Source organism: Nonomuraea rubra (assembly GCF_014207985.1).
In the GTDB taxonomy this organism is placed as follows: Bacteria; Actinomycetota; Actinomycetes; order Streptosporangiales; family Streptosporangiaceae; genus Nonomuraea; species Nonomuraea rubra.
This window is the reverse complement of record NZ_JACHMI010000001.1, coordinates 6,503,216-6,529,654: the sequence shown is the minus strand read 5'-3', so window position 1 is coordinate 6,529,654 and position 26,439 is coordinate 6,503,216. Positions and strand designations below refer to the sequence as shown.

General features: G+C 73.4%; 24 protein-coding genes. 13 read left to right on the top strand and 11 right to left on the bottom strand.

Annotation, left to right across the window (positions count from 1 at the left end; all coding sequences use genetic code 11):
• Positions 1-11 precede the first annotated feature (11 nt).
• From HD593_RS29765 to aztD, 3 genes are read left to right on the top strand one after another with little or no spacing between them, the layout of a single operon-like run.
• Positions 12-1,151, top strand: a complete 1,140-nt coding sequence (locus HD593_RS29765; RefSeq protein ID WP_185105330.1) for a WD40 repeat domain-containing protein — start codon at positions 12-14, stop codon at positions 1,149-1,151.
• The gene (gene aztC / locus HD593_RS29760; RefSeq protein WP_185105329.1) at positions 1,148-2,062 is read left to right on the top strand and encodes a zinc ABC transporter substrate-binding protein AztC; all 915 of its coding nucleotides are present in this window, start codon (positions 1,148-1,150) and stop codon (positions 2,060-2,062) included. Before HD593_RS29765 ends, aztC begins: the two co-directional genes overlap by 4 nt.
• Before the next feature lie 30 nt (positions 2,063-2,092).
• Positions 2,093-3,271 carry a zinc metallochaperone AztD gene (gene aztD / locus HD593_RS29755; protein WP_185105328.1) on the top strand — a complete coding sequence of 393 codons (1,179 nt, stop codon included), beginning with the start codon at positions 2,093-2,095 and terminating at the stop codon, positions 3,269-3,271.
• A gap of 15 nt (positions 3,272-3,286) precedes the next feature.
• Here aztD and HD593_RS29750 read toward each other — a convergent pair whose 3' ends face one another.
• A complete protein-coding gene (locus tag HD593_RS29750; protein WP_185105327.1) occupies positions 3,287-5,854 on the bottom strand; it encodes an AfsR/SARP family transcriptional regulator in 2,568 nt (855 codons plus the stop codon).
• Between the two features lie 498 nt (positions 5,855-6,352).
• Here HD593_RS29750 and HD593_RS29745 point away from each other — a divergent pair, with 498 nt between their 5' ends.
• The 4 genes from HD593_RS29745 (at position 6,353) to HD593_RS29730 (ending at position 12,287) form a co-directional block, all read left to right on the top strand.
• The gene (locus HD593_RS29745; RefSeq protein ID WP_185105326.1) at positions 6,353-8,479 is read left to right on the top strand and encodes a prolyl oligopeptidase family serine peptidase; all 2,127 of its coding nucleotides are present in this window, start codon (positions 6,353-6,355) and stop codon (positions 8,477-8,479) included.
• Between the two features lie 109 nt (positions 8,480-8,588).
• Positions 8,589-9,746 (top strand): HesA/MoeB/ThiF family protein, encoded by a 1,158-nt coding sequence (locus HD593_RS29740; protein ID WP_185105325.1) that lies wholly within the window; start codon positions 8,589-8,591, stop codon positions 9,744-9,746.
• A 181-nt stretch (positions 9,747-9,927) separates the two neighbouring features.
• A complete protein-coding gene (locus tag HD593_RS29735) occupies positions 9,928-11,202 on the top strand; it encodes an MFS transporter (RefSeq protein ID WP_185105324.1) in 1,275 nt (424 codons plus the stop codon).
• Positions 11,199-12,287: a nitric oxide synthase oxygenase gene (locus tag HD593_RS29730; RefSeq protein WP_185105323.1), complete on the top strand. Its 1,089-nt coding sequence runs from the start codon at positions 11,199-11,201 to the stop codon at positions 12,285-12,287. Before HD593_RS29735 ends, HD593_RS29730 begins: the two co-directional genes overlap by 4 nt.
• 20 nt (positions 12,288-12,307) lie before the next feature.
• Here the strand turns inward: HD593_RS29730 and HD593_RS29725 are convergent, their stop codons facing one another.
• Positions 12,308-13,603, bottom strand: coding sequence for an FAD-binding oxidoreductase (locus HD593_RS29725; RefSeq protein ID WP_185105322.1), 1,296 nt, complete (start codon positions 13,601-13,603; stop codon positions 12,308-12,310).
• 282 nt (positions 13,604-13,885) lie between these two features.
• Here HD593_RS29725 and HD593_RS29720 point away from each other — a divergent pair, with 282 nt between their 5' ends.
• The gene (locus tag HD593_RS29720) at positions 13,886-14,926 is read left to right on the top strand and encodes an ABC transporter substrate-binding protein (RefSeq protein WP_185105321.1); all 1,041 of its coding nucleotides are present in this window, start codon (positions 13,886-13,888) and stop codon (positions 14,924-14,926) included.
• On the opposite strand, the gene HD593_RS29715 is transcribed toward HD593_RS29720, so the two are convergent.
• From HD593_RS29715 to HD593_RS29695, 5 genes are read right to left on the bottom strand one after another with little or no spacing between them, the layout of a single operon-like run.
• Positions 14,916-15,413 carry a metallophosphoesterase family protein gene (locus tag HD593_RS29715; RefSeq protein WP_221525041.1) on the bottom strand — a complete coding sequence of 166 codons (498 nt, stop codon included), beginning with the start codon at positions 15,411-15,413 and terminating at the stop codon, positions 14,916-14,918. The genes HD593_RS29720 and HD593_RS29715 overlap by 11 nt on opposite strands.
• A 5-nt stretch (positions 15,414-15,418) precedes the next feature.
• A complete protein-coding gene (locus HD593_RS29710) occupies positions 15,419-15,847 on the bottom strand; it encodes a methyltransferase domain-containing protein (protein ID WP_185105320.1) in 429 nt (142 codons plus the stop codon).
• Between the two features lie 24 nt (positions 15,848-15,871).
• Positions 15,872-16,585 (bottom strand): SRPBCC family protein, encoded by a 714-nt coding sequence (locus HD593_RS29705; protein WP_185105319.1) that lies wholly within the window; start codon positions 16,583-16,585, stop codon positions 15,872-15,874.
• Between the two features lies 1 nt (position 16,586).
• The gene (locus HD593_RS29700; RefSeq protein ID WP_185105318.1) at positions 16,587-17,180 is read right to left on the bottom strand and encodes an ArsR/SmtB family transcription factor; all 594 of its coding nucleotides are present in this window, start codon (positions 17,178-17,180) and stop codon (positions 16,587-16,589) included.
• Positions 17,181-17,211: 31 nt separating this feature from the next.
• On the bottom strand, positions 17,212-18,447 hold the full coding sequence (locus HD593_RS29695) for an RNA polymerase sigma factor (RefSeq protein WP_185105317.1): 1,236 nt from the start codon (positions 18,445-18,447) through the stop codon (positions 17,212-17,214).
• A gap of 143 nt (positions 18,448-18,590) precedes the next feature.
• Here HD593_RS29695 and HD593_RS29690 point away from each other — a divergent pair, with 143 nt between their 5' ends.
• Together HD593_RS29690 and HD593_RS29685 are read left to right on the top strand one after the other, a co-directional pair.
• Positions 18,591-19,409: a nucleotidyltransferase domain-containing protein gene (locus HD593_RS29690; RefSeq protein ID WP_312903800.1), complete on the top strand. Its 819-nt coding sequence runs from the start codon at positions 18,591-18,593 to the stop codon at positions 19,407-19,409.
• Between the two features lie 60 nt (positions 19,410-19,469).
• Complete coding sequence (locus HD593_RS29685; RefSeq protein WP_185105316.1) at positions 19,470-20,303, top strand: ABC transporter ATP-binding protein; 834 nt, start codon at positions 19,470-19,472, stop codon at positions 20,301-20,303.
• A gap of 18 nt (positions 20,304-20,321) precedes the next feature.
• On the opposite strand, the gene HD593_RS29680 is transcribed toward HD593_RS29685, so the two are convergent.
• The 4 genes from HD593_RS29680 to HD593_RS29665 are packed head-to-tail and all read right to left on the bottom strand — an operon-like array spanning position 20,322 to position 24,284.
• Entirely contained in the window at positions 20,322-21,242 is a 921-nt protein-coding gene (locus tag HD593_RS29680; protein ID WP_185105315.1) for a nitroreductase family protein, read from the bottom strand.
• Positions 21,239-22,306, bottom strand: a complete 1,068-nt coding sequence (locus tag HD593_RS29675; RefSeq protein ID WP_185105314.1) for a hypothetical protein — start codon at positions 22,304-22,306, stop codon at positions 21,239-21,241. The genes HD593_RS29680 and HD593_RS29675 overlap by 4 nt, the downstream gene beginning before the upstream one ends.
• Entirely contained in the window at positions 22,303-22,749 is a 447-nt protein-coding gene (locus tag HD593_RS29670; protein ID WP_185105313.1) for a DUF4188 domain-containing protein, read from the bottom strand. Before HD593_RS29670 ends, HD593_RS29675 begins: the two co-directional genes overlap by 4 nt.
• Positions 22,746-24,284 (bottom strand): phenylacetate--CoA ligase family protein, encoded by a 1,539-nt coding sequence (locus HD593_RS29665; protein ID WP_185105312.1) that lies wholly within the window; start codon positions 24,282-24,284, stop codon positions 22,746-22,748. Before HD593_RS29665 ends, HD593_RS29670 begins: the two co-directional genes overlap by 4 nt.
• Before the next feature lie 134 nt (positions 24,285-24,418).
• On the opposite strand from HD593_RS29665, the gene HD593_RS29660 reads away from it, so the two are divergent.
• From HD593_RS29660 to HD593_RS29650, 3 genes are read left to right on the top strand one after another with little or no spacing between them, the layout of a single operon-like run.
• Positions 24,419-25,537, top strand: coding sequence for a winged helix DNA-binding domain-containing protein (locus HD593_RS29660; protein WP_312903798.1), 1,119 nt, complete (start codon positions 24,419-24,421; stop codon positions 25,535-25,537).
• Between the two features lie 44 nt (positions 25,538-25,581).
• Positions 25,582-25,983 carry a helix-turn-helix domain-containing protein gene (locus tag HD593_RS29655; RefSeq protein ID WP_185105310.1) on the top strand — a complete coding sequence of 134 codons (402 nt, stop codon included), beginning with the start codon at positions 25,582-25,584 and terminating at the stop codon, positions 25,981-25,983.
• Between the two features lie 48 nt (positions 25,984-26,031).
• A complete protein-coding gene (locus HD593_RS29650) occupies positions 26,032-26,376 on the top strand; it encodes a DUF4180 domain-containing protein (RefSeq protein WP_185105309.1) in 345 nt (114 codons plus the stop codon).
• Positions 26,377-26,439 lie beyond the last annotated feature (63 nt).

Genomic DNA, 26,439 nt, shown 5'->3' with positions numbered 1-26,439 from the left:
GCGCGGAGGAGATGGCCGAGCCGCAGCTCCGGCTCGTCCTGTCCGACGGGGAGACGGGCAAGGCGCACGTGCTCGACCTGCTCACCGCCCAGACCGCCGAGGTCACGGCCGCAGCAGCAGGCGAGAGCACGGCTACCGCCGCAGCAGCAGGCGAGAGCACGCCGCCGGCCGGCGTGGCGGAAAGCCCGGCGGCGCCGGGTTCGAGTGGCACGGCCGAGAGCGTGCGGGAGATCACGAGTGACGGCCGTTACGCCTACCTCACCACGGGCTCGGGCACGCTGCGGGTGATCGACAGCGGCGGCTGGACCGTCGATCACGGTGACCACGTGCACTACTACCGGGCCGCCACCCGCGACCTCGGCACGATCGCCGGCAGCCCGCCGTACGACGTGACAGGCGATGCGGCGATCACCGCCGTGCGGTCGGGTGACGGCACGGTGAGGCTGTTCGACCGCGCCCGCATGGACCAGGGCGAGCTCGCCGAGACGGGCCGGCTGGCGGCCGACGCCGTCGTGCCGTACGGGGAGCGGCTGCTGGTCGCGCACGACGGTGCCGTACAGGCCAGGACCAGGACCGGCGAGCCCGGCACCACCGTCGGGAGCTGCGCGGACGCCGCGGGAACGGCGGTCACGCGGCGCGGCGCGGTGTTCGGCTGTGCCGACGGCGCGCTCCTGGTCACCGGGAAGGACGGCGAGTTCGAGGGCGTGAAGATCCGCTACCCGCGCGGGACAAGGGAGGGTGAGCGTGCGCGGACGTTCCTGCACCGTCCCGGCAGCTCGACGCTGGCCGCCGAGGCGGGCGAGCGCGGGATCTGGGTGCTGGACGTGACCGCCAGGACGTGGCGGCTGCTGAAGACCGGCCCGGCCGTGGCGGTGAACGCCACCGGCGACGGCACGCCGGTCCTGGCCGTCACCGGGGACGGCGTCCTGCACGCGTACGACCCGGTCACCGGCAAGGAGACCGCGAAGGCCAGGCTGCTGGCCGGCCCGCCGGCCGGGGCGGTGCGCATCCAGGTGGACACCGCCCGCGCCTACGTCAACGACCCGGCGGGCAAGGCCGTCCACGAGATCGACTACAACGACGACCTCCGGCGCGCCAGGACGCTCCGGCCGGGCCTCGCGCCCGCGTACATGACGGAGACCGGACGGTGAGCGCGCTGTTCAGGATCCTGGCGGCGCTCGTGCTCGCGACGGCGGCGGCGGGCTGCTCGGACGCCGGCGGGTCCGTCCCGAGCGTCGTGGTCACCACCGACATCCTCGGCGACGTCACCCGGGCCGTGGCCGGCGGCGAGGCCCAGGTGACCGTGCTGATGAAACCGGACTCCGACCCGCACTCGTTCGGCGTCTCCGCCCAGGAGGCCGCGCGGATCGAGGCCGCCGACCTGATCGTCTACAACGGGCTCGGCCTGGAGGAGGGCGTGCTGCGCAACGTCGAGGCCGCCCGGCGGGCCGGGGTGCCCGCGCTGGCCGTGGCGGAGCGGGCCGAGCCGATCACGTTCACCGCCGACGAGACGGCGGGGCAGCCCGACCCGCACTTCTGGACGGACCCGGCGCGCATGGCCAGGGCCGTGGACCTCATCGCCGAGCAGGTCGTGGCGCACGTGGACGGCGTGGACGCCGCCGCCGTCAGGGCCGCCGCGGCGGCGTACCGGGGGCAGGTCGAGCAGCTGGACACCTGGGTCGGGCAGCAGGTCGCCACCATCCCGGACCAGGCCCGCCGCCTGGTGACCAACCACCACGTCCTCGGCTACTTCGCCCGGCGCTACGGCTTCGAGGTGGTCGGCGCGGTGATCCCCAGCGGCACCACGCTGGCCTCACCGAGCGCCTCGGACCTGAAGTCGCTCAGGGACACGATCCGGCGCACCGGCGTCAAGGCGATCTTCGCCGACTCCTCGCAGCCCGACCGGCTCGCCCAGGTGCTCGCCTCCGAGGCGGGCGTGGACGTCCAGGTCGTCCCCCTGTTCTCGGAGTCGCTGAGCCGCAGGACGCCGGGCGCGGCCACGTACCTCGAAATGGTCCGCAGCAACACGAAAGCCATCGTCGACGGCCTCAACGGCCGCTGACACCCCTCCAACAGAAAGGCGCACCCACCCATGACCCGGACCGCCGCCCCGGCGGCGCTGCTCGCCGGAGCCCTCCTGCTCACCGCCTGCGGGACCGCGCAGGAACCCGCGACGAAGGCCGCCGCCGCCACCCAGCCGCCGGCCTCGGCCGCCGGGCCGGCCGTGACCGACCCCGTCGTGCTGACGTACGACGGCGGCCTGTACGTCCTCGACGGTCGGAGCCTGGAGCTGGTCAAGGACATCCCCCTCGCCGGATACAACCGCGTCAACCCCGCCGGGGACGCCAGGCACGTGCTCGTCTCCACCTCGACCGGCTTCCGGGTGCTCGACGCCGCCTCGGCGACGCTGAAGGACGACGAGTTCAAGGGCGCCAAGCCGGGACACGTGGTACGGCACGCCGGCACGACCGTCCTGTTCGCCGACGGCACCGGCGAGGTCACCCTGTTCGACCCGGCAGAGCTGTCCGCCGGCCTGCCCAAGGGCGAGGTGTACAAGTCCGCGACCGCCCACCACGGCGTCGCGATCGCGCTGGAGAACGGCGAGCTGGTCGTCACCCTCGGCACCGAGGAGAAGCGCACCGGCATCGCCGTCCTGGACGCGCAGCGCAAGGAGATCACCCGCAGCGAGGACTGCCCCGGCGTGCACGGCGAGGCCACCGCCCAGGACGAGGCCGTCGTGCTCGGCTGCGAGGACGGCGTCCTGCTGTACAAGGACGGCAGGATCAGCAAGATCGACAGCCCCGACGAGTACGGCAGGATCGGCAACCAGTCCGGCTCCGACCTGTCCCCGATCGTCCTCGGCGACTACAAGAAGGACCCGGACGCCGAGCTGGAACGGCCCACCCAGGTCTCCCTCATCGACACCACGACCGGCACGCTGAAACTGGTGGACCTCGGCACGAGCTACACCTTCCGGTCACTGGCGCGCGGCCCGGGAGGCGAGGCCCTCGTCCTCGGCACCGACGGCGCCGTCCACGTCATCGACCCGGCGGCGGGCAAGGTCGTCAGGACCATCAAGGTGCTCGGCGAGTGGAAGGAGCCCCTGGAGTGGCAGCGCCCCAGGCCGAACCTCTTCGTCCGTGACCAGGTCGTCTACGTCAGCGACCCGGAGGGCAAGCGGCTGCACGCGGTGGACTTCGCCTCCGGCGAGGTCACCAGGAGCACCTCCCTGCCGCAGCCGCCGAACGAGCTCAGCGGCGTCGTGAGCTGAGGACCGGCCGCGGGCTCAGCGGGAGGTGGGGGCGACCTTCACGCGCCAGGTCCCGCGGTGGCCGAGGAAGGAGGCCAGGGACCAGGACAGGTGCCTGGCATGCGCGGGGAAGCCGGCCTCCGCCGCCCGCCGGGCCGCCGCGAGCAGCACCAGGTGCTCGGCGGTGAACCACGTCCTGGCCTCGCTCCTGCCGGCCGGCGCCTCCGGTGTCACCAGCGGCAGGGCGGGGGCGAGGCCGGCGTCCGGGCTCTGGCCCGGCCTCAGGACGCGGCCGGCCTGGTGGGCGCTGTGCAGGTAGTGGTCGAGCAGGCGGTGCAGGGTCGTCCTTCGCTCGTCGCGGGTGTCCTGCGTGTCGCTCAGCTCGCACGCGTACGCGCGGAGCAGGCCGTGGAAGGCGAACCGGCCGGGGACGCGCTCGCTCAGCATGTTCGTCCTGGCCAGCTCGGCCACCAGCGGCCGGACGTCCTGCAGGGGCAGCCCGGCCAGGCTGGCGGCGGCGGCCGGGCTGAAGTCCGGGCCCGGGTGCAGCCCCAGCAGCCGGAACAGGCGGGCGGCCGGCGGGGTGAGCCGGCCGTAGGACCAGGAGAACGCCGCCCGCACGTTCGTGGCCTGCTCGCCGCCGTCGAACGGGTCCAGGCGCGCCCGCGCGCCGCGCAGCTCCGCGGCCAGGGCGGCGAACGGCAGGCTCGGGTTGGTGACGGCGCGGGCGATGGTGATGGACAGGGCGAGCGGCAGGCGGCCGCAGTACGCGACGATCTCGTCCACGGCCGCGGCCTCGCCGGCTAATCGGTGCTCGTCCCCGTTCGCGGGGTCGTCCAGTGTCGCGGCCGGGCACCGGGCGGCGGGCTGGAGCAGGCCGCTCTGGAACGTTCCGGGCAGGCGGGAACCCGAGCGGCGGGTGAGCAGCAGGCGCGCCTCCTCCTTCGGGAGCAGGTCCACCACGAACGCGTGCGCGCCCTCGGCCGCCACCAGGCCGGTGAGCTGATCCCGGCTGGTCACCACGACGAGACAGCCGGGCGCGCCGGGCAGCAAGGGGCGGACCTGCTCGGCGTCCCTGGCGTTGTCGAGCACGATCAGCATCCGGCGGCCCGCGAGCAGGCTGCGGAAGAGCGCGGCGCGGGCGTGCAGGCCGCTGGGGAGCTGGTCCGGTTTGATCGCGAACGTGTCCAGGAAACCCTGGATCGCCTCCGTCGGCTCCATCGGGGTCCCCGTGGGGTCGAAGCCTCGCAGGTTCACGTAGAGCTGGCCGTCGGGGAACCGGTGCCGGATCCGGTGCGCCCAGTGGATCGCCAGGGCCGTCTTGCCCACGCCCGCCATGCCGGTGAGGACCACGGCCCGGCTCCGGCCCGGGTCGCCGGTCAGTAGCGCGTCGAGCCGCTCCAGCTCCGCCTTCCGGCCGACGAACTGGGGCACCCCGTGGGGGAGTTGCGCGGGCGTCGGCCAGTGGCGCGGGGTGCGCGCCGCCGCCCGCCGCCCCTGTCCGGACGAGGCCGGACCGCCCGCCCGGCCCCGCGTGCCCGAGCCATGCGAGGCCGCCGTGCCGGTCCCCGCGGTGCGGCCTCGCGCTGAGCCGTCTGTCGTCGAGCCGCGCGTGCTGGCGCGGGACGGGGTCATGTCATGCGGGGCCTTGTCGTGCGGTGGCGAGTCGTGCGGTGGCGAGTCGTGCGGTGGCGAGCCGTGCGGTGGCGCGGCGTTCTGCGGCGCGGGGTGCGGTGGCGGGTCGTGCGGGGGAGTGGCGTTCGGTGCTGGGGGCGGGACGGTGGGGAGAGAGGCCGGCGGAGGGCGGTGGGAGGGGAGGGGGATGAGGTCGGGGTCGGCGGCGAGGATGCGCTGGTGGAGGGTCTGCAGCAGGGCCGTCGGCTCGACGCCCAGCTCCTCGCGCAGCCGCCGCCGGGCGTCCCGGAAGGCGGCCAGCGCCTCCGCCTGGCGACCGGACCGGTACAGGGCCAGCATGAGGAGGCCGTGCAGCCGCTCGCGCAGCGGATGGTGCGCCACCAGCCAGCGCAGCTCGGCGACGAGGTCGGCCTGCCCGCCCAGCGCCAGGTCCACCTCCATGCACTCCTCGATCGCGCCGATCCGCCGCTCGGCGACCTGATCCCGCATCATGTCGAGGAACGGGCTGCACAGGCCGTCGCAGACCGGCCCCCGCCACAGCCGCAGCGCCGCGTGGTACGCCCCGGAGGCGCCCGTCAGGTCACCGGCGGCGTGCGCCTCCCTGGCGCGCCTGACCTCCTGCTCGAACACCTCCAGGTCCAGCCCTCCCGGGGGCACGCGCAGCACGTACCCGGCCTCCGTCCAGGCCAGCGCGCCGGAAGGCCCGCGCCCGCGCCGCCCCGGCTCCAGGCCCGCCCGCAGGCTGGACATGTGCTTCTGCAGCAGGTTCACGGCGTACGCGGGCACGTTCCCGCCCCACAGCTCGTCGATGAGCCTGTCGCGGCTCACCGGGCGGTTGGCGTGCAGCAGCAGGACCGCCAGCAGGGTCCGCCGCCGGCCGGAACCCAGGGCCAGGCCGGTCCGCGCACGCCACGCGCGCAGCGGCCCCAGTACCTCGAATCGGACATCCTCTCCATGCCCTTCGGACATCCCGCCTCCTCAGAAGTAACACGAGTGTTGCTGTCCGCGAGGTGTGGCCGGACCGCCCCGGTCTTGATCCGCCGGGGACGCCCCCTCATTCGTCGTCCGGCCGGGTGGGGATGACGCGCACAGGTCCGAGTTCATGACAAATCCGGAAATATCCGTGTGCGGGATCCGTTCCAGGGGTCCCACCAGTACCCCGTCCAGCGGTTCCCCGGTTACCGTCCAGCGGTTCCGCCAGTGCCCCGTCCAACGATGCGCCCAGGGCACCGTCCAGCGCCAGGTCCACAACGCTCTCCAGGGCGACGGCCAGTGCCCTGTCCAGCGGCGGGTCCAGCGGCGGGTCCAGCGGCGGGTCCAGCGGCGGGTCCAGCGGCGGGTCCAGCGGCGGGTCCAGCGCCCCGTCCAGACCCCGGGACGAAGCTTCGGTGGCAGCGGAACGGACCCAGCCAGCACGACGACGGAGGGAGCCGGACAGTGTCCGAGGTCACGAGTTCTCCGGGAGTCATGGACACGCACCTCGCGCCGGCACCGGTGGCACGGCGGGACGACGTACGGGAACTGCTCGGCGGGCGCGAGGTGGCCGACCCGTACCGATGGCTGGAGGACCCGGACTCGCCGGAGACCCGCGACTGGCTGGCGGCGCAGGCCCGCCTGTTCGCCAGGGCGCGGGACGGCTGGCCGGTCGGCGGATGGTTCCGCGAGCTGCGGCACCTGACCTCGTTCGAGCGGCTGTCGGTGCCGCAGTTCCGCGCCGGGCGGGCCTTCTACACCTGCCTGCGGCCCGGGGCGGAGCACCACGCGCTCATGGTCCGCGACTCGCACGGCGACCGCGCCCTGTTCGAGCCGGACGCCGCCGATCCGGAGCGGCGCACGGTGCTGGGCTACTGGTCCGCCTCCACCGACGGCCGCTTGATGGCCTACCAGACGGCCGTGGGCGGATCCGAACGGTTCACGCTGCGCGTGCTCGACGTGGAGACCGGGGGGGACGTGGACGAGCCCATCGCCGGCTGCCGCTACTCGTCGGTCGCCTGGCTGCCTGGGCGGGACGCGTTCTACTACACGCGGCACGACGAGCGCTCCGGCCCGCGGGTCTGCCTGCACCGGGTGGGGGAGCCCGCCGCAGCCGACGCGGTGGTGTCCGGCGCGGGCTCCGACCGTACGGCCGAGCTGGACGCGCTGGTGGGGGCGGACGGGCGGCTGCTGGTCGTCCAGGTGGCCTCCGGGCTGTCGGCGACCAACGAGGTGTGGGTGGCCGACCTGCGCGACGGCTCGATCGAGCGGCCCGCCCTGCGCCGGCTGCCGCTGCCCGAGGACGGCTGGACCTCCGCCTGGCCGGCCCCCGGCGGCCGCCTGTACCTGCTGACCGACGCCGGCGCCCCCCGCGGCCGCCTCCTCGTCACCGACCTGCCACAAAACGACCTGCAGTCACAAAACGACCTGCCACACGACCTGCCGCCGCACGACGACCCGTCGGAGGCCGCGGCCGGCCCGCGCACGCTGATCCCCGAGGACCCGGAAGCGGTGCTGGACGGGTTCGCGGTGCTCGACGGCCTGCTGCTGGCCCACTGGACGGTCGCCGGCCACGGCGCCGTGACCCGCCACGACCCGGCCACCGGCCGCCTCCTGGGCCAGGTCGAGCTGCCCGGCCCCGGCCTCGTCACCGACCTGGTCCCCGGCGTGCCCGGCGGCGAGGCCTGGTACGAGTACTCCGACCGCGTCACCCCGGAGACCGTCTACCGCTACGAGGCCGGCACCGGCTCCAGCACGCCGTGGCGCCGCCACCCGGCCCCGGTCACGCCGCCGGTGCGGGCGTCCGAGACGGTCTGCGTCTCCCCGGACGGCACCCCCGTACGGATCCTCCTGCTCGCCCCGTCCTGGCACCGGGCGGGACCGCTGCCCACGATCCTGGAGGGCTACGGCGCCTTCGGGGAGCCGCGCATCGCCGACTACTACGCGGCGGCCCTGGCCTGGGCAGGGCGGGGCGGCCTGTTCGCGGTCGCCTGCGTGCGCGGCGGCGGCGAGGGCGGCGAGGCGTGGCACCACGCGGGACGCCGCGAGCACAAGCAGCGCGGCATCGACGACTTCATCGCCGCGGCCGGCCACCTGGTCGAGACCGGGCACACCACCCACGACCGCCTGGGCGCGTTCGGCGCCAGCGCGGGCGGCCTGCTCGCGGGCGCCGCGATGACGCAGCGCCCCGAGCTGTTCGCCGCCGTCGCCTGCACGGCGCCGCTCCTCGACATGGCCCGCTACGAGCTGACCGGGCTCGGCGAGCACTGGCGGGAGGAGTTCGGCAGCCGGGAGGACCCGGAGGAGCTCGGCTGGCTGCTCGGCTACTCGCCCTACCACCGGGTGGTGCCCGGCATCCCGTACCCGGCCGTCCTGCTGTCGGCGTTCGGCGAGGACACCCGCGTCGACCCGCTGCACGCGCGGAAGATGGCCGCCGCGCTGCAGTTCGCCTCCGGCTCGTCCCGCCCGGTGCTGCTGCGCCACGAGGCGGGCGCGGGGCACGGCGAGCGGGGACGCACCGGCCGGTTGTCCTACTTCGCAGACGTGCTCGCGTTCTTCGCCCACGAGCTGGGCCTCGCGAGCATCACCCCGACGGAACCGAGAGGAGGTGAACTTCCATGATCAAGAAGTCGACCAAGCGGTACAGCGTCGCCGGTGGTGCCCAGAAGGGCTGATTCCGTTGAAGGTGGGGCGCCCTCAGGGGCGCCCCACCCCCCTTGGAAGGATTGCCATGACACATCCCGTGCTCAAGACGAGCATCCCCTATTTCATCGCCGACGGGTCGGTGCACTTCAGGCTGGGCGGCGAGCTGACCTCGCTGGAGGATGCCGACGGCCGGGTCAGCAGGCTGCTGTCCCTGCTGGACGGCACGCGCACCGTGGAGGAGGTGCACCGCGACCTGCACGCCGTGCACCCCGACGTGACGGCGGACGACGTCCGCGACGCGATCGGCGAGCTCGACGCGCTCCGGCTGATCCAGAGCGCGGACGACGCCGGCGCGGACTTCGACCGCCCGGCCCGCGAGCGCTGGTCGAACAACCTCGGCTTCTTCGAGACCTACGCCTCCATGAGCGCCTCCAAGTACGAGTTCCAGCGCCGCATCCGCGACGCCCGCGTCGCCGTGCTCGGTGTCGGCGGCATCGGCAGCCATGCGCTGATCGACCTGGTCGCCATCGGTTTCGAGGACATCAGGATCGTCGACTTCGACCGGATCGAGCTGTCGAACTTCAACCGGCAGATCCTCTACGGCGAGCCGTACGTGGGCCGGGTGAAGGTCGAGGTGGCCGCCGAGCGGGCGCGCGCGCTCAACAGCGCCGTGCGGATCGACCCGGTGCAGCGCAAGCTGATGTCCGGCGACGACGTGTACGAGGTCGTCCGCGACCGCGACATCGTGATCTCCGTGGTGGACCGCCCCAAGGTGCACATCGCCCATTGGCTGAACGAGGGCTGCGTACGGGCCGGCACGGCACTCATCATGGGCGGCGTGGACACCCAGCGCGCCCTGCACTACACGATCGTGCCCGGGGTGTCCGGCTGTGTCGAGTGCTGGTACGACCAGGTCCGCAGCAACGACCCCACCTCGCTGGCCGTCATGGACGTGCTGGACGAGATCGACAGGGAGGGCGGGACGTTCGGCGAGGACACCGCCGCGTTCAACGGCCTGGTGCTGTTCGGCGCGGGGTTCCTGGTCGCCGAGATGGTGCGCATCGCCAGCCGGGTCTGCCCGCCGCTGTCGGTGGGCCGGATGCTGGAGATGACCTTCCACGACCCCCGCCTGCGCGAGGCCGAGACGTGGAAGCGCGACCCGCGCTGCGCGACGTGCGGCGACGCCCGGCCGAAGCCGAGCCTGGAGTGGCTCGCCGGCGACCTCGGGCCTCTACCACTCTGACTGCACCACTCCGACTGCACCACTCCGACTGCACCACTCCGGCTCCGCCACCAGGTGGGGCGTTCCCGCGGCGCCCCACCCTCTCGCCGGGACGGGCCCGCGCGGTTACCGTCCCTGTGGAACCCCTGTCTGTCCGTTGGGAGGACCCTGCCATGGCACACAGCGTTCCTGACCCGGGCCGATGCGGGTAGCGTCGCGTACGCCCTCCGGCCCGGGAGGCGTCCGGCTGCGGAGCGCGTTCCTCGTCTCGACGGTGGGCGACTGGATCTACCGGTTCGCCGCTCCCACGCTGATCCTGCAGATCACCGGCTCCGCGCTGTCGGCGGCGCTGGCGTACGTGCTGGAGTTCATCCCGTACATCGTGGTCGGGCTGGTCGCGGGCGTGATAGCCGACCGGTGGGACCGCCGCAGGATCCTCATCGCATGCGACTGCCTGTCCTTCGCGATCGCGCTGGTGATCGTGTTCGTGGCCGCGGCCGACCGGCCCTCGGTGGCGCTGCTCTACCTGTGCGCCTTCCTGCTGGCCGCCGTGCGGCCCTTCTACTTCCCCGCCTTCCAGGGTTTCATCGTCGACACCGTGCCGCAGGAGCGGCTGTCCAGGATCAACGCCTGGACGCAGACCGTCGACAGCTCGCTCGCCTTCGTCGGGCCCGTCGTCGGCACCGCGTTCATCGCGGCCCTCGGCGTGCCGCTGGCGACGCTGGTCAACGCGCTGACGTTCGCGATCTCGGCGCTGCTCATCTTCCAGATCGCCCACGTGCACAAGCAGGTGGCGCCCGCGGGCGGCGTGCGCGCCGAGCTGTCCGGCGTGGCCAGGGACTTCGTGCGGGGCCTGCGCATCCTCCGCTCGATCAGGCCGATCTGGTGGGGCACGCTGCTGATGGCCGCCGCGAACTTCGCCGGGTTCGTCGTCGAAGGCAACCTCGTCTACCTCATCCTGGAGGTCGAACGCCTGCCCGCCGTGGCCTTGGGCGTGGTGTTCGGGGCGCAGGGGCTCGGCGCGGTGCTCGGCGCGCTGGCGGCGCCCCGGCTCATCGACCGCCACCCGACGGGCAGGCTGCTCGTCGCCGGGATGGCGCTGTCCGCGCTGGCCATGGCCCTGCCCGTGGCGCTGCCCGCCGTCTGGGTGATCGCGGCCGCCTGGGCCGTGGAGGGGGTGGCCACGTCGGTCATCGTGGTCTCCTGGTTCACCGCCCGCCAGACCGTCGTGCCCGCCGACGCCATCGGGCGTGTCACCTCGGTGAGCAGGGCGGCGGCGTACGCGACCATCCCGGCCGGCGCGCTGGCCGGCGGGGCGGTGGTCGGCGGGGCCCTGGCCGCCTGGGGCGGGCCCGGGCGGATGTTGTTCCTGTGCGCGGCCCTGGTGCAGGCGGCGGTCGCCGTCGGCACCGCCCTGTCACCACTGCGGGACATTCACCAGGCCGCGCCCGCGGCCACCACCTCGGGGGATTCATGAGCGTCAGCATCGCGCCGGCCGCCACTGTCAGCCAGGAGGCGGAGTCGTTCCTGCGCCTGTGCGCCGAGGGGCTGGGCTGGGACCGGGAGCGGCACGAGCGCCGCCGCGCGGCCGTCCTGGACGAGCTGGCCCGGACGGGCACCTACCGGCACACGCCCGCCGAGCTGGTGCTCGGTGCGAAACTCGCCTGGCGCAACCACACCCGGTGCATCGGCAAGCTGTACTGGAAGACGCTGGTGGTGCGCGACTGCCGCAGGCTGCACCACCCGGACACGATCGCCGCCGCCCTCACCACCCACCTGGTACGCGCGCACAACGGCGGCGCCATCCGGCCCATCATCACCGTGTTCCCGCCCGACACGCCCGCCGTCCCCGGCCCGCGGATCGTCAGCCCCCAGCTCGTCCGCTACGCCGGCCACGAGCACCCGGACGGCACCCGCCGCGGCGACCCCGCCAACACCGGGCTCACCCGGCTGGCCCGCGAGCTGGGCTGGCGCGGCGAGGGCGGCGACTTCGACCGCCTGCCGGTGCTGATCCGCGACTCGCGCGGCCGCCTGACCCGGCACGACCTGCCCCGCGACGCCTGCCCGGACGTGCCCATCACCCACCCCGTCCACCCGTGGTTCGCCGAGCTGGGACTGCGCTGGTACTCCTGCCCCACGGTGTCGGACATGCGGCTCGAGATCGGCGGCGTCACCTATCCCGCGGCCCCGTTCACCGGCTGGTACGTCGGCACCGAGGTCGGCACCAGGAACTTCGCCGACCGCGACCGCTACGACCTGCTCCCGGAGATCGCGCGGCGGCTGGGGCTCGACACGGGCGACGACCGCACGCTGTGGAAGGACCGGGCGCTGACGGAGCTGAACGTCGCGGTGCTCACCTCGTACGAGCGGGCCGGGGTGCGGATGCTCGACCACCACACGATCGCCGGCCACTTCCACCGGTACGTGCAGGCGCGGCGCCGGGCGGGGGAGGAGGTGCACGCCGACTGGAGCTGGATCATCCCGCCCACGGCGGCCTCGACCACGCCGGTCTTCCACGACTCCTACGACCCGGCCGTCGTGTCGCCCAACTTCTACCGTTAGCATCCCGGGCCGCCGGGACATCAGATGGTGACGTGGCCGACGCGGAAGAAGCCGTCGGGGTCGTAGGCGCGCTTGACCTCGCGCAGCCGCGCGTAGTCCGCCTCCGTGTACGCCGCCGCCGTCCGCGACGGGTCCGCCAGGAAGTTCAGGAACGTCCCGCCGTTCGCGTACGGCCGCAGCTCCTCCGCCAGCCCCGGCACCACGGTGTCCACGATCACCGAGAGCCTGGTGGCGCGGTGGCTCACCGGCCCCGCGTCCGGGCCCGGCCGGCGGATCGCGCCGCCCCAGTGCCTGATCTCGATCGTCTGCGCCTGCTCCGAGGCGCGCACCAGCGCGTCCACGACCTCGCCGGGCACGGTGTCGAACATGTCCATGTGCCGGTTCGGCGTGCCGCCCATGGCCGCGGCGCCGTACGTGGTGGTCCGCGTCTCGTCCAGCAGCGCCGGCCCGGCCGCCCGGAACAGCGGCGCGAGCAGTTCCCCGGCCTCCTCGGCCGTCCCGGCGTGCAGGACCTTCAGCAGCACCACGTGCCTGCCGCGCACCGCGGCGGGCACCTGCTCGTCATCGGGCATGCGCTTGAGCACGACCGCGGTGCTGATCTCGTCAGGGGCGTCGTCGATCCAGGTCCGGTACGCCTCCAGCGTCCGCGCCGCCGCCTCGATCGGGAAGTACACGAACCCGGCGAACACCTCCGGGACCGGGTAGAGCCGGAACTCCAGCGAGGTCACCACGCCGAACCCGCCACCGCCGCCGCGCAGCGCCCAGAACAGCTCGGGGTGGCTGTCGGGGCTCGCGGTCACGTGCCGGCCGTCCGCCAGCAGCACCTCGGCCCGCAGCACGCTGTCGGCCGCGAATCCGTGCTTGCGGGCCAGCCAGCCGAGCCCGCCGCCGAGCGTGTAGCCGGTGACGCCGACGGACGGCGCCGAGCCCGACAGCGGCGCCAGGCCGAACGGCGCGGCGGCGGCGATCACCTCGCTCCAGCGCGCCCCCGGCCCGACGCGGGCGATCCGGCGCTCGGGATCCACCAGCACCGACGCCATCGAGGTGGTCTTGACGAGGATGCCACCGTCGCACGGGGCGTGCGTGCCGTGCCCGGTGGCCTGGACCGCGAACGGGACCCCGTGGGCGCGGGCCGCCATCAGCGCGACCCGGACGTCGGCGACGCTCTGCGCCTCGGCGATCAGCGCCGGGCGGGAGTCCACGGCCGGGTTCAGCGAGCGGCGGGCCTCGTCGTAGCCGGCCTCGCCCGGCAGGTACACGGTCCCGGTGAAGCCGGGGAGGCGGATCTCGTCCTGGATGCTGTACGGCTGGCTCATCTCTCTGGCCCTTCTCTGCTCTGCTCTGCTCTGCTCTTCGTGATCTGAGATCAGAGTGCTGGAGGGCGCTTACGGTCGCGTTCCCGTCGCCTTACCGCCGCCCTTAAGGTCTCCAGGATCTTGCCGCCGGGCCGCCCGCACATCGGCCGGCCGTCGCCGCCCCGGCTACGCCGCCGGTCGTACGGGGCGAGGGTCGTACTCCACCAAGGGGACTTTTCGGTTAGGTAAGGCTAATCTAATATGCCGACCATAAGCGTAAAGTTTGTCCCACGAGGAGAATCCATGGCCACTGTCCCGCGACGTGCCCTCGCGGCACTCGGCGCCGCCGCCCTGCTCGGCGTCAATGCCTGTGGCGGGACCGCCTCCCCGCCCGCCGCTCAGCCGTCGCAGACGTCCTCGCAGGCGGCCTCGCAGGGCCCGTGGACCTGGACCGACGACCGCGGCAAGAACGTCTCCCTGCCGCAGCGCCCCCAGCGCGTCGTGGCCCAGTCGGCGGCCGCCGCCGCGCTGTGGGACTTCGGCGTGCGGCCGGTCGGCGTGTTCGGCCCGCACAAGCTGAAGGACGGCGGGCGCGACCCGGAGGTGGGCGAGGTGGACATCACCAAGGTGGAGTCCATCGGGAACGTGTGGGGCGAGTTCAACGTCGAGAAGTACGCCTCGCTCCAGCCGGAGCTGCTGGTGGCGGGCATGTACCAGAAGGACGTGCTCTGGTACGTCCCCGAGCAGTCCGTCGCGGCCGTCGACCAGATCGCCCCGACCGTCGGCGTGCAGCTCAGCGGCACGCCCCTGGTGCAGATCATCGAGAAGTACGGCCGGCTCGCCGCCGCCCTCGGCGCCGACCCGAACGCGGCGCCCGTGGCCGAGGCCAAGAAGCGGTTCGAGGACGCCAGTGCCGCGCTGAAGCAGCTCGCCGCCGGCAGGCCGGAACTCAGCGTCATGATCGTCACGGGCACGCCCGAGTCGCTGTACGTGGCGTACCTGCCGGACCACCCCGACCTCAAGTACTGGGGCGAGGACCTCGGACTCAAGATCGTCTACCCCGAGAGGCCGACGGAGAGCGAGGGCGGCTTCTGGGAGGTGCTGAGCTGGGAGAACGCCGACAAGTACCAGGCCGACGTGATCCTCGTGGACGCCCGCTCCCAGTCCATGAAGATCGAGGAGATGGCCAAGAAGCCCACCTGGGCCAAGCTGCCCGCCGTCCAGGCCGGCCAGCTCTACCCCTGGCACGCGGCCGAGCGCTACAGCTACCTCGGCTACGCCAAGGTCATGGAGGAGCTCAAGACCAACCTGGACAAGGCGCGCGACGACGTCGTCAAGGAGTGACGGGCACGATCTCCGCCCTGGTCAGAGCGCCGTCTTCGATCGTGAGCAGCCCCAGCGTGCCGTGCGGCTGGCGGCGGCGGTCGGTGGGGGAGCCCGGGTTGAAGATCCGCAGGCCGCCGCCCGACTCGTCGAGCGGGATGTGCGAGTGACCGAAGACCACCAGGTCCGCGTGCGGGAACCGGCGCCGCATGCGGGCCAGCCGCCCCTTGGCCGGGCCGCTGTCGTGGATCATGCCGATCCGCAGCCCGTCGAGGGTCAGCTCCAGCGTCTCCGGGGCCACCACGTCGGGGCCGTCGTTGTTGCCCTTCACGACGTGGACCGGCGCGTACGCGGCCAGCTCGGCCAGCACCGAGGGCACGCAGACGTCCCCGGCGTGCAGGATGACGTCCGCGCCGCGCAGGTGCTCGGCCACCCGGGGCGGGCACGCGCGCCAGCGCCTGGGCGCGTGCGTGTCGGAGATCGCGACGACCTTCACCCCATCCTCCATGCCCCTCACCTCGGGATCGGCACCTCCCGCAGCGGATCGCCCCCGTCGATGAACAGCCTGGCTCCCGGCCTGGTCGCCAGGGCGAGGCGCCGGAGCAGGAGCCGCCCGGCCTCGGGATGCCGGCCGTCGAGCGCGCCGACGCGGACGGCGAACACCAGGTCGTACGGCTCCTCGCCGGGCAGCAGGACGAAGTCCTCGCCCGCGACCTGCCGGACGCTCATGCGGCCGGCCGCGATCTCACCGGCCGCCGCCGCCCGCGCCTGCTCGATCGCGGCGGCGGACCTGTCGATGGCCAGGACGTGCCCGGTGCCGAGCCGGGCCGCCACCGCCCGGGCGGCGGCCCCCGGACCGCATCCGATCTCCAGGACGCGGAGGTGCGGCTCCAGGGGGAGGGCGTCCACGATCGCGGCGAGGCGCGGCGACAGGCGGGGCATGCCCAGCAGGATAGACCGCGCCGATCACCCGGCGTGCAGCTCCTCCAGCCACGCCCGCCACCGCGGCCCCTGATCCTCCCCGCCCTCGAACAGCAGATGCGAGGCGATCATGGACCCGCCGAACCCCTGCAGGAACCGGTACATGCCATCACCCGTGCGGAGGCCGAGCGTCTGGGAGTTGCGGTAGTACACGACCCCCTCGACCCCTCCCGCCCGGACCCGATCGCCGGCCTCCGGCATCCCGCCGAGCGCGGCGTACAACCGCTTCCACGCGTCCGCCCAGTCCGTGACCGGCGGGCCGAACTCCGTGAGCGGCGTCGCCACCCGCCCGGCGAAGTGGCCGAGGTACTCCGCCAGCGTCGCGAAGTACATCTCCAGGCCCCTGGACATGGCCTCGAACTCGTCCTGCCAGTCGTCGCCCGGCAGGAACCCGCTGGTCACCATCCGGACGACCGTGCTGCTCCGCTCCCGCCCCTCGATCATGAACTCGTAGGCCACGAACCTGCCGTCGCCGGCCTTGTCGCTGGAGTGGGCGAAGCGCTGGAGCGGCTCGGCGGCCGTGACGGCGGACGGCGGCAGCTCGAACCCGCCGAACGCCGTCCGCACGACCCCCTCGGCCACCTCGGTGCGGCCCATGAACCACGAGTCGATGCCCGGCCCCGTCGAGATGGCCTCCCAGACCTGCTCCGGGGTGGCCTCGACCGTGGCCTCCAGCGGCAGCTCGAAGTCGCGGCCCACCTCAGCCCTCCCTCTTGGCGTTCACGGAGGGGTGGACCGCCACGACCAGCCGGTGATCGCGCCCACCCTCGGCGGATTCGTCATGATATTTGCTGACCAGGGAGGTCACGCACTGGGCCAGCTCCTCGGCGAAGGCCGCCCGGTCCGCCGCCGACGCGAAGCGCACCTCGCCGTCGATGGCGAACGTCGCCACCCGCTTCTGCGCCTTCGCCGCCCCGGTGATCAGGGTGCCGACGTCCCGTACGAGCTGCGCCGCCAGCGCCAGCAACCAGCGAGCCGACAGCCGGTCGGGCGACCTGGCGGGGTCGGGCTGCACGGCGGACAGCGCGGTGGGGGAGATCACGAACGAGGCCGCCGCGGCCTGCATCACGCGCTCGGTGACGTTGCCCTTCCTGCGCTCCTCGACCAGCTCCACCAACCCGTGCCGCTCCAGCGTGCGCAGGTGGTAGTTCACCTTCTGCCTGGCCAGGCCCACCTTGGCCGCCAGCGAGGTCGCCGAGCCCGGCTCCACCAGCTCGGCCAGCAGCCTCGACCGCATGGGGTCGAGCGACGCCTCGGCGGCCGCGGCGTCCTCGATCACCGCCACTTCGTCCATGGCTGAACGATGGCACCGACAAAAATCATTGTCAAGACAGGCGGGCCGCCCGGTCCTCCAGGTAGCGCTGCTCGGGCAGGCTCGTGGTCAGCCTCGCCGCCTCCCGGTACGCGGCCACGGCCCCCTCCGCGTCGCCGTCCATCTCCAGCAGGTGAGCCCGCACGGCCGCCAGCCGGTGGTGCCCGGCCATCCGGTCGTCTGCGGCCAGCTCGCCGAGCAGGCCGAGCCCGGCGCGCGGCCCCTTCACCATGGCCGTGGCCACCGCCTGGTTGAGCCTGACCACCGGGTTGTCCTCGATGCCCGCCAGCACGCCGTACAGGGCCAGGATCTGCGGCCAGTCCGTCTCCCCGGCGGTGGCCGCCTCGTCGTGCACGGCCGCGATGGCCGCCTGAACCTGGTACGGCCCGAGCGCCGTCGTGGACAGGGCCTTGGTGACCAGCTCCACGCCCTCCGCGATCAGCCGCCGGTCCCACAGGCTCCTGTCCTGCTCGGCCAGCGGGATCAGCCGGCCGTCCGCGTCCGTACGCGCGGGGCGGCGGGCCTCGGTCAGCAGCATGAGCGCCAGCAGCCCCATGATCTCCCCGTCGCCGGGCAGCAGCCGCAGCACCGCCCTGGTCAGCCGGATCGCCTCACCCGTCAGCTCCGCCCTGTGCAGCTCGGGCCCCGAGGTGGTGGTGTAACCCTCGTTGAAGATCAGGTACAGCACGTGCAGCACCACCCGCAGCCGGTCGTCCCGCTCGTCCTCCGGCGGCATCCTGAACTCCGCCCCGGTGGCCTTGATCCGCTGCTTGGCCCGGCTGATGCGCTGCCCCATCGTTGCCTCGGGCACCAGGAACGCGCCGGCGATCTGCGCCGTCGTCAGCCCGCCCACGGCCCGCAGCGTCAGCGCGAGCTGCGAGGCCTCCGACAACGCCGGATGGCAGCACAGGAACAGCAGCGTCAGCGTGTCGTCCCGGTCCCCCGCCCGCTCCTCGCCCGGCGCCGGAGCCACGAACTCGTCGGCCGCCACGCTGACCGCCACGCTCTCCTCGCGGCGCCGGCGGGCGTGCTCGCTGCGTACCTGGTCGATGACCCGGCGCGCGGCCACGGTCACCAGCCAGCCGCGCGGGTTGTCAGGCACCCCGTCCCTCGGCCACTGCACGGACGCGTCGAGCAGCGCCTCCTGCACGGCGTCCTCGCACAGGTCGAACTGCTCGTAGCGCCGTACGAGCGTGCCGAGCACCTGCGGCGCCAGCTCCCGCAGCAACCCCTCGACGGCGACCGCCATCAGCCCGCCACCCCGTCGGTGTAGACCACCAGCATGTACGTCACCTCCCACATCCTAGAGGGCTCCACCATCCGGACATCAGGGAAATACCAGCTCAGCGGGCCGCCCCGGCGACAGACACCGGGACACCCTAGGCTCGTGCCGTGCGAAACCCTGATCTGCATGCCATCGCCGACCGGCTCATCGCCGTGCCCGGCGTGGTGGCCGTCGCTCTCGGCGGCAGCCGCGCCCGCGGCACGCACCGGCCCGACAGCGACATCGACCTCGGCCTCTACTACCGCGGCCGGCTCGACGTGGCCGCCCTGCGGGTGCTCGCCCGGGAGGTGACGGGCGAGGACACCGACGTGACCGAGCCCGGCGGCTGGGGCCCGTGGGTGGACGGCGGCGGCTGGCTCACCGTGGACGGCCTGCGGGTCGACTGGATCTACCGCGACCTCGACCGCGTGCACCGGATCTGGCGCGACTGCCGGGACGGCCGCTACGAGATCGGCGTCCAGGCCGGGCACCCGCTGGGCTTCTACTCCCACGCCTACGCCGGGGAGGTGGCGCTCTGCCAGGTGCTCGCCGACCCGGCCGGCGAGCTCGCCGCGCTGCGGGAGGAGGCCGCGCAGTACCCGCCCGCCCTGCGGAAGGCGCTGATCGCGGGGCTGTGGGAGTGCGACTTCGCGTTGACGACGGCCCGGTACGGCGCCGCCGGGCGGGATCCGGTGTACGCGGCGGGGGCGCTGTTCCGCGCGATCGGCGTGGCCTGCCAGGCGCTGCACGCGGCCGACGGGGCCTGGCTGATCAACGAGAAGGGCATGGTCGCCGCCGCCGGTCGGCTGCCGTCGGCGCCGGACGGGTTCGCGGAGCGGGCGCAGGCGCTGCTCGCGAGCGTCGGGAGCACTCCGGAGGAGATCACCCGCACCATCGACGCGGCGGCCGAGTTGATCGCCGGCGTCCGCTCCGCGTGCGGCGCCTGAAGCCTGCGGGAAGGTGGTGGGTAAACATCAGATGTCTGAGGACCTGATAAATTGGGCCGCATGACCGTGGTCTCGCGTCCAGCCGACAGCGGCCCCGTGTTGCGGGCCGACGCCGTGGAGCTCGTCCGCGACGGACGCCACCTCCTGCGCGACATCTCGCTCACCGTGAACCCCGGCGAGCACTGGGCACTGCTGGGCGCGAACGGCGCCGGCAAGAGCACCCTGCTCGGCCTGCTGGGCGCCGTGACCCATCCCAGCCGCGGCGTGGTCCAGGTGCTGGGGCGCACCATGGGCCGGGTGGACGTGCGGGAGCTGCGCTCGTACCTGGGGCACGTCAACCCGCGCCACACCCCTGACGGGCCGCTGCGGGTCCGGGACGTGGTGCTGACCGGGCTGACCGGCACCGCCGCGTCCGTGCCCCGCTGGACGCCCACCCGGCAGGAGAGCGAGCGGGCCGACCAGCTGATCGCCATGCTCGGCATGAGCCACCGGGCGCAGGACACCTGGGCCACCCTGTCCCAGGGCGAGCGTGGCCGCGCGCTCATCGCCAGGGGGCTCATGCCGCAGCCCCGGCTGCTGCTGCTCGACGAGCCGGCGACCGGCCTCGACCTGGCCGCCCGCGAGCAGCTGCTGGCCGGCGTCGACGCGCTGCGCGCCCAGCACCCCTCGCTGGCCACCGTGCTGGTCACGCACCACCTGGAGGAGCTGCCCGCCACCACCACGCACGCCATGCTGCTGCGCGACGGCCGCTGCCTGGCCGGCGGGCCGGTCGCGGGCGTGCTGACCAGCGAGCTGGTCAGCGCCTGCTTCGACCATCCGGTACGCCTGGTCCGCAGCGACGACGGCCGCTGGGCGGCCCGCGCCGAGCCCGTCTCCATGAGCGTGCCCGTGTGAGCAGCCAGGGCCCCGCTGTCAGGCCATGAGGAGCCGGGCGGACGGAGTGGCGGGCGTGCGGGGCCGTCCCACCCGCGCGACGTGCAGCAACGTGCGGGGATCCGCCACGCCGAGGCGCCGCGCCAGCTCCCGCCGGGTCGCCTCGCAGTCGATGAGCTGGCTCAGCGGGTGCGTCGTGTACCCGAGCCCCGACAGCGTCAGCCAGTGCCGCATCAGCAGCCGCCCCGCCTCGACCTCGGCGTCCACCGGTCCGACGAGCACGAGCACGTCCCCGTCGTAGTCCAGCAGTCCCCGCGACGCCCCGGCCAGCACCCGGGGCAGCCCGAGCCGCCGCAGCGCCGGGTAGAGGGCGAGCGAGGCCCGCAGCCCGAGCGCCTCCATCTTGGTCAGCGCGAGCGCGCGGTCGCTGAGGCCGTCGAGGAAGTAGCGGCGGTGCCGCCGGGTCAGCCGCAGCCAGGCCCGCAGCTCCCGCGTCACCTCCCGGTCGCCGAACTGGTGCAGGTCCGCGGCGTGCAGCAGGTCCGCCAGGTCGCGGCAGGGCAGCCGGCGCGTCCCCTCCAGCGCGCCGGCCACCTCGTCCGGGAGCCGCCCCGCGTGGTACTCGCCGCGGTTGGCGCCCCGGGCGCGCACGTCCGCCGTCGTGAACGGCGTCCCGTACGGCTTCTCGGCCCCGTACAGGAAGCCCACCCGCAGCGGCCCGGGATCGGGCCGGTAGGCGACGGACAGGCCCGCGTCCGCGCACACGATCAGGCAGCACTCGACGAACGCCCCCAGGCTCAGCCGCAGGTCACGCCCCGTGGGGTCGCTGATGGGCAGCGCCCTGGCCGGGTCCCAGCCGACGGCCGCCTGGCCGTCGGCGTAGGTGAGCGTCCACGGCTGCGTGTTGTGCGCGCTGGGCGCCCGCCAGAAGTCGGGCTCCAGCGCCCGGAGCTGTCTCACGCGAGCTCCTTGTCGTAGAAGGTGTAGCCGTGCAGCGGACGCCCGCCCATCGCGGCGAACTGGGCGGCCGAGCCGGGGTTGTCGCGCTCCACGTACGTGCTGCGCAGCGTGTGGTAGCCGCCCCGGCGCAGCCCGTCGTGCAGCTCCCGCGACAGCAGCCGCATGTAGCCGTGCCCCTGCTCGTCCGGGATCGTGCCCTTGATGATGAGCACGGCCTCGCGGCGGTAGCGGGAGCGGGTGGCGAGCAGCCGGAGCTGGTGGAGGAGGTGCAGGTTGCCGCGGATCTCCGCGACGAGGCTGGAGATGTCGGGCAGGCACAGCACGAACGCGATCGGCCGCCCCGCCTTCGTCAGGTACAGCAGCAGCGCCTCGTCCAGCAGGTACGCCAGCCCGTCCGTCTGCTCGGCGAGCTGCTCGGCGGAGATCTCGGTGTAGTAGCCGAGCTGCGCGAAGCTGGTGTTCAGCATCTCCCGCAGGATGGGGAGCTGCTCGCGCACCCGCCGCCGGTCCCCGCGGTGCACCCGCAGCTCCTCGGCGCGGATCCGGGCGTCGTCGAAGGCGAACACCGGCTCCTCCGGCACCGGGCAGATCCAGGTGTCGGACTCGAAGCGCCGGCTGAACCCGTACGCCTCGTAGGCGGCCGGATAGTACGGCCGGTTCCAGGCGCTGTCGATGAACCCGCGCTCCCCGAACCCGGACGTGATCACCCCGCCCGCCTGGTTGGGCAGCAGCGACACGGGCCCGAACGCCGCCTTCCTGCCCGCCGCGAGCCCGGCCGCGCAGATCGCCTCGAACAGCTCCTCGGCCGCCTCCTCGGCGAACTCCGTCAGCCCGAACAGCTGGGTCTCCCGCCCCAGTTTGGCGTCCAGCGCGGCGTCGGTGTGCAGCGTCGTGCGCGCGACGACCCGGCCGCCGCGCCGCAGCAGGAACAGCCGCACGCCCCGCCGGTGCCACCCGCGGACCGTGGCGTGCAGCGGCGGCACGAACCGTTCCTCGCCCGCGTACAGGTCGTCGGTGAAGGTGAGGAAGTCGCGCAGGTCGCGGCGGGACTCGACGGGGATCATGCCCTTCTCACCGCCGGGCCGTCGCCGGTCTCGGTGGACAGCGGCGTGAACGTCTCGATGTGCGCCATCTCCCCGCCCTCGGCCCGCCAGATCCCGTTGCTGTACCCCTCGGGCTCGGCGTTGTAGAGCCGGATGTAGCCGCCGGTGGCGTTCTTCGTGCCGTCCGTCACCCACTGCATGAGCTTGCGGTGGTGGCGGCTGCGGGCGAAGCGCAGCAGCGCGTCGCGGTCCTCGAAGAAGGCCAGGGTGCCCAGCGTGTACGGGAACTCCCAGTAGATCTTGTGCCAGCGGTAGCCGCGCATACGCTTCATGTCGCGCACCATCCGGAACCACGTCAGCGTGAGCGTCAGGATCGACAGCGGCCCCCGGTAACGGGTCGCCCCGACGAACATCGCCGCCGCCTGCCCCTGGGGCGGCGTCCTGCTGAAATCGGTGGTCCTCATGCGTCCTTCACCAGATAGACATTCTTCATCTTCGTCAGCCGCGCGAACGGCCCCTCGCCCAGCCCGAACACCTTGATCCGCAGATCGGCGGCCGTCGGGTCCTCCTTCAGCGACTCGGCGAAGTCGCGGGAGACCGCGCTCAGGTGCGCCACGACCCCCTTGCGGCAGATCTCCGCCAGCACCCCATGATCGACCTCGCCGCGCACCTCCAGGTTGATCACCGGGCGGTACTCCAGGCCGGGCAGCTCCTCCAGCGACAGGCAGAACCGGTTGATCGCGGCGGCGTACGGGTTGCCCTGGTAGAGGCCGTACTCGACGTCCTGCGGGTAGAGGTTGGCCCCCATGTACGAGATCGTCGAGTCCTTGCGGCCGAACAGGAACAGCAGCGGCAGGTTCATCCGCTCGTCGGTCCACATGGCCGCGTAGTCGTCCTCGCCCAGCGCCCGCCGGACCTCGGCGAGCGGGTGCAGCCTGGCCTCGTCGCCGACGTTGTAGCGCAGCTTGGGCTGCAGGCAGCTCTTGGTGTTGATCGTGCACAGCAGCTCGCCGTCGGCGTTCACCTCCAGGAACGTCTCCAGCGGGTTGTAGTGGAAGATCATCGGCAGCCGCTGCTCGCCGGGGCCGAGCAGGGCGTCGCGCAGCCGCTGGTCGGTGGCCAGGCGCTTGCGCAGCCGTACGCTGAAGCCGCTCTCCGCGCCCATGCCGATCGTCAGGTCACTGGCGCCGTAGCCGGAGCGCACCTCCTCGAAGCGCTCCTCCAGGTAGTCGCGCAGCGCCTCCGTCATGCCCTCGCCGCCGACCATGCCGCGGATGCGGTAGTCCTCCCACGGGAAGCCCGCCTCGTCGAGGCGGTCGCGCAGGTGCTTGAGGAACGGCGGGTACGCCGCCACCACGTAGTCGTAGCCGGGGCCGAAGTGCTCCAGCGTGTCGGCGATCTTCTCCAGGTCGGGGCCGGTGTTCTTGACCATCGCGATGCGCGCCATGGCGGCCCCGGTGGTGGTGCCGGTGGCCCAGGCGCCCATCGAGTACGCGTTGATCACGAACAGCCGCCTGCCGGGGAAGACCAGCCCGATGTACCCGGCGGCGTTGCGGTAGATGCCCTGCAGCTCGCGCGGCCCGCGTACCCAGTTGTACGGCTTGCCGCTGGACCCCGACGACTCGTCCACGATCACGCCGGGCCGGTGCAGCCTGCCCTCCTGGCAGCGGCTGGCCTCGTCGTACGCGCCGGCGTAGTTCTGCTTGGTCGTCTCCGGGAAGTCGGCCAGCAGGCGGGCCCGCCCGGCGTCGCGCGTGTTCAGGAAGTGGCGGTAGGCGGGCACGTCCACGGCCGCGAACTGGCAGGCCACCCTGGCGTGGCGGGCCGCGACCCAGTCGAGCGCGGGGTGGTAGCCGCGGGCGACCATGCGCCAGATCGCGGGGTTCAGGGTGCCCAGCCGGTACGCGCCGGTCAGGGTCCAGGAGTAGGCCTGGAGCCGGGCCCTGCGCCAGCGCTGACGGGGGGTGAGCGGCCCGAGGGCGGGACTGAGGCGGATCATGACCCGTGAGACTAATGGGATCGACTGGAAGATCACTTGTCGTCCACTTTCAACGCTTTCGCCCTTGCGGAAGGAACCTTTCCGCATTGCCTCGTACTGTGGGTGCCGTCGGACGGAAGAGAGGGCACATTCCCGTGATCGAACTGTCGTGGCCGCAGGTCAGCGCGAGACGGCTGGAGCGCGCCGGGCTCGTCAGCGCCGCACCTGGCGGCCCTGAGGAGACGGTGGCCGCCATGTGCGGCGCGCACGCCCAGGTCATGGCCGCCGCCGAGCTGTCCGTCGGGCTGCGGCTCGACGGCGTCACCCGCGTCCACGTGCGCGAGGCGCTGTGGAAGGAGCGAAGCCTGGTCAAGACGCACGGCCCGCGCGGCACCGTTCACCTGCTGCCCGCCCGCGACCTGCCCAGATGGGTCGCCGCCCTGTCCACGCTGCCCGCCACGCCCGCCCCGGCGTCCATCCGGATGACGGACGAGCAGAGCGACCAGGTGGTGGCGGCCATCCGCGACGCGCTCCAGGGCGCCGAGCTGACGATGGACGAGCTGAGCGAGGCGGTCGTCGCGGCCACCGGGCCGTGGGCGGGCGACCTGGTCATGCCCGCGTTCCAGACCTACTGGCCGCGCTGGCGGCAGGTCATGCACCTGGCGGCGCACCGGGGCGCGTTCGTCTTCGGCGCCGGACGCGGCCGCAAGGTCACCTACACCGCCGCGCCGGAGGCCCCGCCGGCGACGGACGGGCCCGCCTGGCTGGCCGGGGCCTACCTGCGGGCGTACGGGCCCGCCACGCCCGCGGAGTTCGCCCAGTGGGCCGGCGGCTCCGTGGGGTGGGCGAAGGCGGCGTTCGCGGGGGTGGAGCTGGAGGAGGTGCGGCTGGAGGGACGGCCGGCCTGGGTGCTCGCGGGCGACACCGCCGTGCCCGGCGAGCCGCCCCGCGGCGTGCGGCTGCTGCCGTACTTCGACGCGTACGTGGTCGCGGGCCGGCCCCGCGAGCTGCTGTACGCCGGGGCCGCGGCCCGGCGGGCGCTGAACGGCGGCCAGGCGGGCAACTTCCCCGTGCTGCTCGTGGACGGGAACGTGGCCGGCGTCTGGCACCAGCGGCGCTCGGGCAGCCGGATCGACGTCACGGTCGAGCCGCTGCGCGACCTCACGCCGGGCCAGCTGGGGGAGCTCCAGGAGCAGGTGCTGCGGATGGGCGAGGTGATGGAGGGCCGCCCGCGCCTCACGATCGGCCCCGTCACCGTCGGGGCGCACGCCTGATCCTTCCCTATCACTCCCTTAAGTCTGGCAAGATAGGGAGCGATATGGAGCAATACACCGTGGAGCAGGTGGCGGACCTCCTGGGCCTGCACGTCAAGACCGTCCGTAACTACGTACGGGACGGGCGGCTGCCCGCCGTGCGCATCGGCAGGCAGTACCGCATCGCCAGGGAGGACCTCGCGGCGTTCACCGGCCTGCCCGCCGTCGCGGCCGCCAGGCCGCGTCACGCCGAGGTGTCCGCGATCGTGCAGATCGACGGCCTCGGCAGGCGCGACCTGGACCGCGTCAGCACCATGGTCATGGGCTCCCTGTCGGGCCGGCCGAACGGCGTGCGCGTGCAGTTCGTCTACGACGAGGAGCGCGAGCACCTCAAGATCGTCGTCCTGGGCGGGCTGGAGGAGAGCGCGCAGGTGCTGCGCATCATCGACGCCCTGGTACGGGACTGAACGGCCGCCCCCGCTTTCGACACGTCATCGACATCCTGGAGATCAACCATGCCCGACGGCTACCACTACGCGGACGGCGCGCCCCTGAACGGGACCGCCGACGTGCTCGACCTCATCGCGGAGACCTGGGGACGCGAGGTCACCTGGGTGGCCGTGCCCATCGAGCGGCTGCCCGCGGACTTCTTCACGCTGAGCAGCGGCGTGGCGGGCGAGATCACGCAGAAGTTCGCCAACTACCGGCTGGGGCTGGCCATCGTGGGTGACGCCGGCGGGCACGCCGCCGCCAGCAACGCGGTGCGCGCCTGGATCGCCGAGGCGAACCGGGGGGAGCACCTCTGGTTCGTCCGCGACGAGGCCGAACTGGCGGCCCGCCTGTCAGGCCGCGTCCCTTAGCGGGCGGGCCGGACGGACGCGCGCCCTTCTTGTGACGGCCGGCGGGTGGCCGTGCCTTCGTCA